12 protein-coding genes and 1 other annotated feature are annotated in these 12,270 nt (G+C 50.8%); of the genes, 7 read left to right on the top strand and 5 right to left on the bottom strand.

Annotated elements, in window-relative coordinates; genetic code table 11:
- Window positions 1-190 precede the first annotated feature (190 nt).
- The 3 genes from clpB to rluD form a co-directional block, all read right to left on the bottom strand.
- A complete protein-coding gene (gene clpB / locus ACVXHP_RS19160; RefSeq protein ID WP_304702997.1) occupies window positions 191-2,764 on the bottom strand; it encodes an ATP-dependent chaperone ClpB in 2,574 nt (857 codons plus the stop codon).
- Between the two features lie 130 nt (window positions 2,765-2,894).
- Complete coding sequence (gene yfiH, locus ACVXHP_RS19155) at window positions 2,895-3,626, bottom strand: purine nucleoside phosphorylase YfiH (RefSeq protein ID WP_200009161.1); 732 nt, start codon at window positions 3,624-3,626, stop codon at window positions 2,895-2,897.
- Complete coding sequence (rluD, locus tag ACVXHP_RS19150; protein WP_200009162.1) at window positions 3,623-4,603, bottom strand: 23S rRNA pseudouridine(1911/1915/1917) synthase RluD; 981 nt, start codon at window positions 4,601-4,603, stop codon at window positions 3,623-3,625. Before rluD ends, yfiH begins: the two co-directional genes overlap by 4 nt.
- A 131-nt stretch (window positions 4,604-4,734) precedes the next feature.
- On the opposite strand from rluD, the gene bamD reads away from it, so the two are divergent.
- The 4 genes from bamD to pheA all read left to right on the top strand — a co-directional run bounded on the left by bamD (window position 4,735) and on the right by pheA (window position 7,492).
- Complete coding sequence (gene bamD / locus ACVXHP_RS19145; RefSeq protein WP_005130417.1) at window positions 4,735-5,472, top strand: outer membrane protein assembly factor BamD; 738 nt, start codon at window positions 4,735-4,737, stop codon at window positions 5,470-5,472.
- A 270-nt stretch (window positions 5,473-5,742) separates the two neighbouring features.
- A complete protein-coding gene (gene raiA / locus ACVXHP_RS19140; protein WP_003031244.1) occupies window positions 5,743-6,081 on the top strand; it encodes a ribosome-associated translation inhibitor RaiA in 339 nt (112 codons plus the stop codon).
- Between the two features lie 102 nt (window positions 6,082-6,183).
- Window positions 6,184-6,309 (top strand) — a sequence feature (Phe leader region).
- A complete protein-coding gene (gene pheL, locus ACVXHP_RS19135) occupies window positions 6,185-6,232 on the top strand; it encodes a pheA operon leader peptide PheL (protein ID WP_100250063.1) in 48 nt (15 codons plus the stop codon). It overlaps the preceding feature by 48 nt.
- A gap of 22 nt (window positions 6,310-6,331) precedes the next feature.
- Window positions 6,332-7,492 carry a bifunctional chorismate mutase/prephenate dehydratase gene (gene pheA, locus ACVXHP_RS19130; protein WP_038642743.1) on the top strand — a complete coding sequence of 387 codons (1,161 nt, stop codon included), beginning with the start codon at window positions 6,332-6,334 and terminating at the stop codon, window positions 7,490-7,492.
- Between the two features lie 90 nt (window positions 7,493-7,582).
- On the opposite strand, the gene tyrA is transcribed toward pheA, so the two are convergent.
- Both tyrA and aroF read right to left on the bottom strand, forming a co-directional pair.
- The gene (gene tyrA, locus ACVXHP_RS19125) at window positions 7,583-8,704 is read right to left on the bottom strand and encodes a bifunctional chorismate mutase/prephenate dehydrogenase (protein ID WP_200009163.1); all 1,122 of its coding nucleotides are present in this window, start codon (window positions 8,702-8,704) and stop codon (window positions 7,583-7,585) included.
- A gap of 10 nt (window positions 8,705-8,714) precedes the next feature.
- A complete protein-coding gene (gene aroF, locus ACVXHP_RS19120) occupies window positions 8,715-9,785 on the bottom strand; it encodes a 3-deoxy-7-phosphoheptulonate synthase AroF (RefSeq protein ID WP_447572033.1) in 1,071 nt (356 codons plus the stop codon).
- Window positions 9,786-10,000: 215 nt separating this feature from the next.
- Between aroF and ACVXHP_RS19115 the strand changes: the two genes are divergently transcribed.
- The 3 genes from ACVXHP_RS19115 (at window position 10,001) to dgcN (ending at window position 12,268) form a co-directional block, all read left to right on the top strand.
- Window positions 10,001-10,375, top strand: coding sequence for a DUF2799 domain-containing protein (locus tag ACVXHP_RS19115; RefSeq protein WP_304703002.1), 375 nt, complete (start codon window positions 10,001-10,003; stop codon window positions 10,373-10,375).
- A 158-nt stretch (window positions 10,376-10,533) separates the two neighbouring features.
- Window positions 10,534-11,052: a YfiR family protein gene (locus tag ACVXHP_RS19110; protein WP_200009165.1), complete on the top strand. Its 519-nt coding sequence runs from the start codon at window positions 10,534-10,536 to the stop codon at window positions 11,050-11,052.
- Window positions 11,045-12,268 carry a diguanylate cyclase DgcN gene (dgcN, locus tag ACVXHP_RS19105; protein ID WP_447572032.1) on the top strand — a complete coding sequence of 408 codons (1,224 nt, stop codon included), beginning with the start codon at window positions 11,045-11,047 and terminating at the stop codon, window positions 12,266-12,268. The genes ACVXHP_RS19110 and dgcN overlap by 8 nt, the downstream gene beginning before the upstream one ends.
- The last annotated feature ends 2 nt before the right edge of the window (window positions 12,269-12,270 follow it).

Raw genomic sequence — 12,270 nt, 5'->3', positions numbered from 1 at the left:
CGCTGACCCGGCGGCATGTAATCCGTTGTTCCGTGTCAGTGGAGGCGCATTATAGGGAGTTATTTCAGGCTGACAAGTTAAAAATACAAAAAACTTATCAAGTGACTACTTTTCACTCAACCATTCTATTTTTGCCTGGTTTTTAAACAAAAACGAGCCCCGTAGGGCTCGTTTATTGTCGTTTTGTGACTTACTGCACTGCCACAATACGATCGTCGTTCACTTCCAGGCGAATGGTTTTGCCAGGAATCAGCTCCCCAGACAAAATTTGCTGCGCCAGCGGGTTTTCGATCTGTTGCTGGATAGCGCGTTTCAATGGACGCGCGCCATATACCGGATCGTAACCATTCGCACTCAGCAGTTTGAGCGCTTCGTCAGAAATGTGGATTTCATAGCCACGTTCTTCCAGACGTTTATACAGACGCTGCAGCTGGATCTGAGCAATAGAAGCAATATGCTGTTCACCCAACGGATGAAATACCACAACCTCATCTATACGGTTGATGAATTCCGGACGGAAGTTCTGGCTGACGACGCTCAGCACCATATCTTTCATATGGCTGTAATCGAGCTCGCCAAAACGTTCCTGGATCAGATCCGACCCCAGGTTCGACGTCATGATGACCACCGTATTACGGAAGTCGACCGTTCTCCCCTGCCCGTCCGTCAGGCGACCGTCATCCAGAACCTGCAGCAGAATGTTGAAGACATCCGGATGCGCTTTCTCCACTTCATCCAGCAGGATGACGGAGTAAGGGCGACGGCGCACGGCTTCAGTGAGATAACCACCCTCTTCGTAGCCGACATATCCTGGAGGCGCACCGACCAGACGAGACACAGAGTGTTTCTCCATAAACTCGGACATATCGATACGCACCATTGCATCGTCACTGTCGAACATAAAGTTTGCCAGCGCTTTGCACAGTTCGGTTTTACCGACACCGGTTGGCCCGAGGAACAGGAATGAACCAATCGGGCGGTTCGGGTCAGACAGCCCTGCACGGCTACGGCGAATCGCGTTAGATACCGCTTCAACCGCTTCGTTTTGGCCAATCACACGACTGTGCAACTCTTGCTCCATGCGCAACAGTTTTTCCCGTTCGCCTTCCAGCATGCGGGCAACCGGGATCCCCGTCCAGCGCGCAAGCACTTCAGCAATTTCTGCATCGGTGACTTTGTTACGCAACAGACGCATAGTTTTACCTTCCGACTGGGTAGCGGCTTCCAGCTGTTTTTCCAGCTCAGGAATTTTACCGTACTGCAGCTCGGACATCCGCGCCAGATCGCCAACACGACGCGCCTGCTCGATGGCGATCTTCGCCTGCTCCAGCTCAGCCTTAATCGTCTGAGTACCGGAGAGCGAGGCTTTTTCCGCTTTCCACTCTTCTTCTAACTCAGAATACTGGCGCTCTTTGTCATCCAGTTCTTCGTTGAGCATATCGAGACGCTTTTTACTCGCCTCATCAGACTCTTTCATTAATGCCTGCTGTTCCAGTTTGAGCTGGATAATACGGCGGTCGAGTCTGTCCAGTTCTTCCGGCTTGGAGTCAATCTGCATACGAATGCTGGATGCAGCTTCATCGATCAGGTCGATAGCTTTATCCGGCAACTGACGGTCGGCAATATAGCGGTGAGACAGCGTCGCTGCGGCAACAATCGCCGGGTCAGTGATCTGCACATGGTGGTGCAGTTCATAACGCTCTTTCAGACCACGCAAAATGGCGATGGTGTCTTCTACTGAAGGTTCAGCCACAAACACTTTCTGGAAACGACGTTCCAGCGCCGCATCTTTTTCGATGTACTGACGGTATTCATCGAGCGTGGTTGCGCCTACGCAGTGCAGTTCCCCACGCGCCAGCGCCGGTTTCAGCATGTTCCCGGCGTCCATGGCACCATCGGCTTTACCCGCGCCAACCATCGTATGCAGCTCATCAATAAACAGAATGACGTTGCCTTCTTGTTTAGAGAGATCGTTCAGCACACCTTTTAAACGTTCTTCAAACTCGCCACGATATTTCGCCCCGGCCACCAGCGCGCCCATATCCAGCGCCAGTACGCGACGGCCTTTTAAGCCTTCTGGCACTTCGCCGTTGATAATACGCTGCGCCAGCCCTTCAACGATGGCGGTTTTACCGACGCCAGGTTCGCCAATCAACACCGGGTTATTTTTAGTACGACGTTGCAGCACCTGAATGGTGCGGCGAATTTCTTCATCGCGACCGATAACCGGATCGAGCTTGCCCTGTTCGGCACGTTCGGTCAGATCGACGGTATATTTTTTCAAGGCCTGACGTTGGTCTTCAGCCCCCTGGTCATTCACGCTTTCACCTCCACGCATTTGTTCAATTGCCTGAGTGATATTGGCGGTCGTCGCCCCTGCTGATTTTAATAAGTCGGTCAGCGTACCGCGTGACTCAAGCGCCGCCAGAACGAACAGTTCTGACGAAATAAAGTTGTCCCCACGTTTTTGCGCCAGCTTGTCGCAAAGATTCAGTACACGCACCAGGTCCTGAGAAGGCTGCACATCACCGCCGGTACCTTCTACCTGCGGCAAGCGGCTCAACGCCTGGTCAATGGCTGTACGTAACTGGCCAGCATTAATGCCAGCAGAGGTTAATAAAGGACGTACCGATCCCCCTTCCTGATTCAGCAAGGCGCTCATTAGATGAAGTGGTTCGATGAATTGATTGTCGTGCCCCAATGCGAGTGACTGGGCATCGGCAAGAGCAAGCTGGAATTTATTAGTAAGACGATCCAGACGCATAACTCCTCCCATTAACAGGTCAAAATTGCTACTGGAGATTAAATGAGGTCATCCCTCAATTATTCAAGGTGAATGACCTGAATTATGTGAAAAGAAAATTACACGTACCGGATCGTCTTGATTCTTTAGGTTATATCAGCCAAATAAAACTTGCCATACGCCCCGTGGTATTGTCGCGACGATAAGAGAAGAAAGTCTCACTTTCGCTGAAGGTGCAACGGTCACCGCCGTAGAGGTTCTCCACCCCAACATTTGCCAGACGCTGGCGCGCAAGCTGGTAGATATCCGCCAGATATTTATCTCCGCGCGGTACAAATGCAAGGTCCGCCTGCGAATCTTTCGCCATAAACGCTGCGCGGACTTCTGGCCCCACTTCAAACGCGTTCGGGCCAATCGCCGGACCTAGCCAGGCAATAATGTTTTCAGGTTTGTCGGCAAAACACGCCACCGTCTCTTCCAGCACGCCGGCGCATAATCCGCGCCAACCCGCATGGGCCGCCGCGACTTCCGTCCCTGCACGATTACAAAATAATACGGGCAGACAGTCCGCCGTCATCACCGCACATACGGTGCCTGGCGTATTGCTGTATGACGCATCCGCACGTTTGGATGAGTAAGGCTCGCCAGACAGTTTCAGGACATCCTTACCGTGGACCTGTTCCAGCCAGACTGGCTTTGAAGGCAGATTGCCCGCAGCAAACAGTCGTTTGCGGTTCTCTTCAACATGCTCCGGGTTATCGCCGCAATGGGCGCCCAGATTCAGCGAATCATAAGGCGGCATACTGATACCGCCAATACGGGTAGAACTACATGCCGCAACACCTTGCGGTATCGGCCACTGCGGGACAATTAGCTTACTCATAGCCAGGCAATATCATCCTTATGTTCTTCGAAATCAGCGCGCATCACGTCAATCAGTTCCACCATATCTTGCGGAATTGGCGCATGCCATTCCATTTCGATACCGGAAATCGGGTGATACAAACGCAGCATGGTCGCGTGCAGCGCCTGACGATCGAACTTACGCAACACGGAAATAAATTCGTCAGAAGCACCTTTCGGTGGACGCGGACGACCGCCGTAGACCTGATCGCCCACCAGCGGATGGGTGATATGCGCCATGTGCACGCGGATCTGGTGCGTACGTCCGGTTTCCAGACGCAACCGCAGACGCGTGTGCACACGGAAGTGCTCCATAATGCGATAGTGCGTCACCGCTGGTTTACCCATCGGGTGTACCGCCATGTGTGTACGCTTGGTCGGGTGACGGCTAATCGGCTCCTCAACGGTTCCGCCCGCTGTCATATGACCAATCGCCACGGCTTCATACTCACGGGTAATTTCGCGCAGCTGTAACGACTCCACCAGACGCGTTTGCGCCGGAACGGTTTTTGCCACCACCATTAATCCGGTTGTGTCTTTGTCCAGGCGGTGGACGATACCCGCGCGGGGAACATCTGCAATTGGCGGATAGTAATGCAGTAACGCATTCAAAACCGTGCCATCAGGATTGCCTGCGCCCGGATGTACCACAAGGTCACGCGGTTTGTTGATAACAAGAATATCGTCATCTTCATACACGATATCCAGCGGGATATCCTGAGGCTCAAAACGAACCTCTTCGTCAATTTCTGCATTGATGGAGACCTGCTCTCCACCCAACACTTTTTCTTTCGGTTTATCGCAAAGATTGCCATTTACCAGCACGCGCTGGTCGAGGATCCATTCTTTTATGCGCGATCGCGAATAATCAGGGAACAATTCGGCCAAAGCCTGATCTAAGCGTTGACCGAGCTGATTTTCGGAGACTGTTGCGGTGAGTTCTACTCGTTGTGCCATAAACTGCTTCTTCGTTTAACGTTGGGTTTTACGGCTTTGCCGTTTAATATAGTGTGCTATTGTAGCTGGTCTTAACCGGGAGCAGGAACAGAGAATCTCCCGTAAAACATTTTGAGGAAAGTCAAAACGTCATGACGCGCATGAAATATCTGGTGGCAGCAGCCACGTTGAGCCTGTTTTTGGCGGGTTGCTCTGGTTCAAAGGAAGAGGTGCCCGATAATCCGCCAAATGAAATCTACGCGACTGCTCAGCAAAAGCTGCAGGACGGTAACTGGAAACAGGCAATAACGCAATTGGAAGCGTTGGATAACCGTTATCCATTTGGACCGTATTCTCAGCAGGTGCAATTAGATCTCATCTACGCCTACTACAAAAACGCCGATCTGCCACTTGCTCAGGCTGCCATCGATCGTTTTATCCGTCTTAATCCGACACACCCTAACATTGATTATGTCATGTATATGCGTGGCCTGACCAATATGGCGTTGGATGATAGCGCACTGCAAGGATTCTTTGGGGTTGATCGCAGCGATCGCGATCCACAGCATGCCCGAGCTGCGTTTAATGACTTTTCCAAACTGGTACGTGGCTATCCAAACAGCCAGTACACCACTGATGCCACCAAACGACTGGTATTCCTGAAAGATCGCCTGGCGAAGTATGAATACTCTGTTGCGGAATACTACACTGCCCGTGGCGCATGGGTGGCGGTAGTAAACCGTGTGGAAGGCATGCTGCGTGACTACCCGGATACCCAGGCAACACGTGATGCTCTGCCGTTGATGGAAAACGCTTATCGCCAGATGCAAATGAATGCACAGGCAGAAAAAGTAGCGAAAATCATTGCCGCCAACAGCAGCAATACCTGATTTACCTCAAAATGCAAAACGGCAGCCTCAAGGGCTGCCGTTTTTTTATCCGTTAACGCCATAACTGAAGCGGTTTAGCTCCGACGCATCTCATCAAATATGGCCTGCTTTCTGCTATTCCTCAAGTAAAAAATCATCTGTTCCTGCGGTGCCTCACAAAAAGGTTTTCTTGACAAAAAGCGACAAAATAATGTGATTTAGATCACACATTTTGACATTAGGAACGGTATGCTGGAATCACCAAGACGGGAAAGACAAGAGGTAAAATTTATGACAATGAACATTACCAGTAAACAAATGGAAATTACTCCGGCAATTCGCCAGCATGTCGCAGACCGTCTCGCCAAACTTGAAAAATGGCAAACTCATCTGATTAATCCACATATCATTCTGTCTAAGGAGCCACAGGGTTTCATTGCTGATGCCACCATCAATACACCGAACGGACATCTGGTCGCCAGCGCAAAACACGAGGATATGTACACCGCAATTAACGATTTGATCAACAAGCTGGAACGGCAGCTCAATAAAGTGCAGCACAAAGGCGAAGCCCGTCGTGCAACAACTTCAGTCAAAGACGCCAACTTCGTCGAAGCAGAAGAAGAGTAGTCCCTTACATTGAGTGTATCGCCAACGCGCCTTCGGGCGCGTTTTTTGTTGACAGGGTGAAAACAGTACGGGTACTTTACTGACGTAGCCAAAGGAAAATTACATGAAACTTGTCCCGTTCTTCTTCGCATTCTTTTTTACCTTCCCCTGAATGGGAGGCGTTTCGTCGTGTGATAAAGAATGCGAAGACGAACAATAAGGCCTCCCACAACGGGGGGCCTTTTTTATTGATAACAAGAAAGGCAACACTATGACATCGGAAAACCCATTGCTGGCGCTGCGCGATAAAATCAGTTCGCTGGATGAAAAATTACTGGCCCTGCTGGCTGAACGGCGGGGGCTGGCCGTAGAAGTCGGTAAAGCTAAACTGCTTTCACATCGTCCGGTACGTGATATCGACCGCGAACGCGATCTGTTAGACCGGCTGATTCAGCTTGGCAAAGCGCATCACCTCGACGCGCACTATATCACCCGCCTGTTCCAACTGATTATTGAAGACTCCGTCCTGACTCAGCAGGCACTGCTCCAGCAACACCTGAACAAAATTAACCCGCACTCCGCACGCGTCGCCTTCCTTGGGCCAAAAGGATCATACTCACACCTCGCCGCACGTCAGTATGCCGCCCGTCATTTTGAACAATTCATTGAAAGCGGCTGCGCGAAATTTGCCGATATCTTTAATCAGGTCGAAACCGGACAAGCTGACTATGCGGTCGTCCCGATTGAAAACACCAGCTCCGGCGGAATTAACGACGTCTACGATCTGCTGCAGCACACCAGTCTGTCTATCGTTGGCGAAATGACTATTACAATTGACCACTGCGTACTGGTATCCGGCACAACCGATCTCGAGACCATTGATACGGTATACAGCCACCCGCAGCCGTTCCAACAGTGCAGCAAGTTTCTGAGCCGTTACCCACACTGGAAGATTGAGTACACCGAAAGCACCTCAGCGGCGATGGAAAAGGTTGCGCAGGCTAACTCACCGCGCGTAGCCGCACTGGGGAGCGAAGCCGGAGGCGTACTGTATGGTCTGCAAGTTCTTGAGCACATTGAGGCGAATCAGACGCAAAATATCACCCGCTTCGTGGTTCTGGCGCGCAAGGCAATCAATGTTTCCGACCAGGTTCCGGCAAAAACCACGCTGCTGATGGCTACGGGACAACAAGCCGGCGCGCTGGTTGAAGCGCTGCTGGTACTGCGCAACCATAATCTGATTATGACCAAACTGGAGTCACGCCCGATTCACGGCAATCCGTGGGAAGAGATGTTTTATCTTGATATCCAGGCCAATCTGGAATCGCCCCAAATGCAAAAGGCGTTAAAGGAACTGGGTGAGATTACGCGTTCGATGAAGGTGCTGGGATGTTACCCGAGTGAGAATGTGGTGCCGGTCGATCCGAGCTAACGTGATAATGCCGGACAGCGCTACGCTTATCCGGCATACAATTCATGCGATTTTAGTAGGCCGGATAAGCAGCGCCATCCGGCATCTTACCTAAGGACGGCTGTCATTCGCCTGACGCAACAGCGTACGGCTTTCGCTCTGGAAGCGTTTCGCATAATCACCAAACCAGTGCTCCACCTTGCGGAAGCTGTCGATAAACGCTTGCTTATCGCCCTGCTCCAGTAAACCAATCGCCTCACCAAAACGTTGGTAGTAGCGTTTGATCAGCGCAAGGTTGCTCTCAGACGACATAATGATATCGGCGTACAGCTGCGGATCTTGGGCAAACAGGCGTCCAACCATCGCCAGTTCAAGGCGGTAAATCGGCGAAGAGAGTGCCAGCAATTGTTCCAGTTGCACGTTTTCTTCCGCCAGATGCAGACCATAGGCGAAGGTCGCAAAGTGACGCAATGCCTGAATAAACGCCATATTCTGGTCGTGCTCAACGGCGCTGATCCGATGCAGCCGCGCGCCCCAGACCTGAATCTGTTCCAGAAACCACTGATAGGCTTCCGGCTGACGTCCATCACACCAGACAACCACCTGTTTTGCCAGACTGCCGCTGTCCGGACCAAACATTGGATGTAACCCCACCACCGGACCCTCGTGCGCTGCCAGCATCGCCTGTAAAGGACCATTTTTCACCGATGCTAAATCGACCAGGATACAGTCGGACGGCAGACGCGGTAATTTGGCGATCACCTGCTCGGTGACGTGGATCGGCACGCTGACGATCACCATACCTGCATCAGAGACGATCTCCGGCGCGCGATCCCAGTCCTGCTGTTCCAGGATCCGTACCTGATAACCTGACAGAGTAAGCATTTTTTCGAAAAGACGCCCCATCTGACCACCGCCGCCGACGATCACCACCGGTCGCAGAGAAGGACAAAGGGTTTTAAATCCTTTGTCATTTTCACTGGAGTAGGACTCGCGCATAACCCGGCGCAGCACATCTTCAATCAGATCCGGCGGTACGCCAAGGGCTTCCGCTTCCGCGCGGCGAGAAGCCAACATAGAGGCCTCCCGTTCCGGCACGTAGATCGGCAGCCCAAAGCGGCTTTTTACTTCACCGACTTCGGCAACCAGCTCCAGACGGCGTGCCAGCAAATCCAGCAGCGCCTTGTCGACTTCATCAATTTGATCGCGTAATGCGGTCAATTCAGCAACCATAACCAACCTCTTATGCTACACGCGCCGACAGCTGGCCGTTTAAATCCTGGCTAATTTCACGCAGTAGCGCATCCGTCATTTCCCAGCTAATGCAGGCATCGGTTACGGACACGCCGTATTTCATTGCGCTGCGCGGCTGTTCGGAAGACTGGTTGCCTTCATGAATATTACTTTCAATCATCAAACCAATGATCGAGCGATTGCCATCTTTGATCTGTGCAATCACGGATTCAGCCACGGCCGGCTGACGGCGGTAATCTTTATTGGAGTTACCATGACTGCAATCTACCATCAGGGACGGTCTTAGTCCCGCCTGCTCCATCTCTTTTTCGCACTGGACAACATCTGCCGGGCTGTAATTCGGCGCTTTGCCGCCACGCAGAATTACGTGCCCGTCCGGATTACCCTGAGTTTGCAGCAGCGCTACCTGCCCTGCCTGGTTAATACCGACAAAACGGTGTGACTGCGCCGCGGCACGCATGGCGTTGATAGCGGTTGCCAGGCTACCGTCAGTGCCGTTCTTAAAGCCAACCGGCATCGAAAGACCAGAAGCCATTTCACGGTGAGTTTGTGATTCCGTAGTACGTGCACCGATTGCTGACCAGCTAAACAGATCGCCCAGGTACTGCGGGCTATTAGGATCCAGGGCTTCAGTTGCCAGCGGGAGTCCCATATTTACCAGTTCAAGCAGCAGCTGACGCGCAATTTTCAGTCCTGCTTCAACATCAAAAGAGCCATCCATATGAGGATCGTTAATTAACCCTTTCCAACCGACGGTAGTACGGGGCTTTTCAAAATAGACGCGCATCACCAGGTAGAGGTTATCGCTGACCTCTGCGGCAAGGGCTTTAAATCGACGAGCGTACTCAATTGCCATTTCAGGATCGTGAATGGAGCACGGACCACATACCACCAGCAGACGCGGATCGCGACCGGAGATAATATCTGAAATGGTTTTACGCGACTGGGCGATTTGCGCCTCTTGGGCCTGGCTCAGCGGAAATTCAGCTTTCAGCTGCTCCGGAGTCATCAGAACCTGTTCGTCGGTAATATGTACGTTGTTCAGCGCGTCTTTTTGCATGATGGTGATCCTGTTTAGCTCGTTTGCGATAGTTGATCCTCAGCGAGGAGGAAATAACGATAACACAACAGGTAAAGATTTCAATCCATAATCCGTAAATTTTACTTTACAGCACGCTTTTAATCATTAAATACAGCCCATGTGAGTGTATATTTAAATTTACACCATCCCAACATCAGATCCACTATGCTTAAAAAAACGCGGGAGCACAGGCAATGAAGCAACTCACCAGCACCTTACTGATATTACTTCTTAGCGGATGTCAGATAGACCCCTACACTCACGCCCCTACATGGACTGGCACCGACTGGTACGATGCCGGGATACGAGATGCCATTTCAGGGTATGCGGTTAAAGATAATGAAATTCTTGCCGACAATTACAATGATCCAGAAGTCGATCGTACGGAATATCTTAAGGGTTACGCCGAGGGACAACGTAAAACCTGCCAGCCGGATTTTGTTTACGCCAGGGGTCTGGCCGGGAAAACCTTTCCCCCAAGCTGTGATACGGTCGAAAATGTTGACCAGTTACACAACGCCTGGCAAAAAGGGGAAAATGAAGGCAATGCCTCTATAAGATTAAATTAAACAATAAGTTAGATTTTATAAGCACATAAGATTTAACTTAAATTATCACTAGCTTTATACCCGGAATAATGACGACTTAGGAAAATAATGTTATTTTGTCTCAAACAATCTTGAATGTATTTCGACGCTATACGGCAACCGCTGGTAGGTAACTATTCATGAGCTATTCTTACCGACTCATACTTCTACTGGCACTGCTCCTGACCGGATTACCGCTGTACGCCCATAGCGTTACGGAAGAAGCAAAATCTGTACGCGCGATAGTTTCCGGCATCGTCAGTTATACACGCTGGCCTGCACTTTCCGGGCCACCAAAACTTTGTATTTTCTCTTCATCGCGTTTTTCCAGTGTACTGGGAGATACCAGTACAGGTGCTTTACCCTATCTTCCCGTCATCATTCGTACGGAACAAGAAATAGTAGTTTCGCAGTGTGATGGTTTTTATTTTGGAAAAGAATCCCCTGGTTATCAGGTGGAATTAAAGAATAAATATCCGACAAAGGCACTGTTATTAATCGCTGAACAGAATCCCGAATGCGTTATTGGCAGCGCTTTTTGCCTCATAATTAAAGATGAAGATGTGAGATTTTCCGTAAATATGGATTCCCTTTCACGCAGTGGCGTAAGGGTCAGTCCAGACGTATTAATGCTTGCACGGAATAAAAAGCATGGATAAGGGCCATTCTCCCATAACACGCCCGACGTTTAAGCGGACATTACGGCGTATCAGCATAATCAGCGTCCTGGTCACCATGACGTTGATCTGGCTGCTGCTTAGCATTTCCTCCGTGCTGGCATTAAGACAGTATGCGCAAAAGAACCTGGACCTGACCGCAGCCACGATGACCCGTACACTGGAAGCTGCATTAGTCTTTTCTGACAGCGTTGCGGCCACAGAAACACTGGCGGCGCTAGGGCAACAAGGGCAGTTTTCCGTTGCGGAAGTGCGTAACAAAAATCAGAACGTGATCGCCACCTGGCGCTATGACGCGCAGGACACCACTGAAAAGATCAGCGGTCTGATCAGCCACTGGCTGTTTCCGCAACCGGTCACACAGCCCATTCTGCACAATGGCAGCGTGATTGGTGAAGTGCGCCTGACTGCCCGCGATAGCGTGATCAGCCATTTCATTTATCTGTCGCTGGCCGTTCTTACCGGATGCATTCTGCTGGCATCAGGCATTGCATTAATGCTCACTCGCTATTTGCACAATGGCGTCGTGGAGGCCCTGCAAAATATAACCGAGGTGGTACATGATGTCCGTACCAACCGTAACTTTTCACGACGTGTTTCAGAAGAACGTATCGAAGAATTTCATCTCTTTGCTCAGGATTTTAATAGCCTGCTGGACGAGATGGAGGAATGGCAACTTCGGTTGCAGGCAAAGAACGCTCAGCTTTTGCGTACCGCGTTACATGATCCTCTGACAGGATTGGCAAATCGCGCCGCATTTCGCAGCAGCATTAACGCCCTGATGAACGACGATGCAGCTCGCAGCAGTTCTGCATTGCTATTCCTTGATGGTGATAATTTTAAATTTATTAACGATACCTGGGGCCACGCAGCGGGCGACCGTGTCCTGATTGAAGTCGCAAAAAGGCTGTCAGAGTTTGGCGGTGATCGACATCACCCCTACAGACTTGGCGGTGATGAGTTCGCTATGGTGCTATATAGCGTTCACTCAGAATACGAAGTTCAGCGTATCTGCGCAGCACTATCGCAAGCGTTTAACCGACCTTTTGACCTGCACAATGGTCATCTGGCAAGCATGACGCTCAGCATTGGTTTTGCGCTGACGTGGGAACATGCCTCTGCCGAGAAATTACAAGAACTTGCCGATCAAAATATGTATCAGGCCAAACATTTGCGTTCTGAACGCATTATTAAATAAGG

Source organism: Citrobacter freundii complex sp. 2025EL-00176 (assembly GCF_053309355.1).
This window is presented reverse-complemented; position numbering and strand designations above follow the sequence as displayed.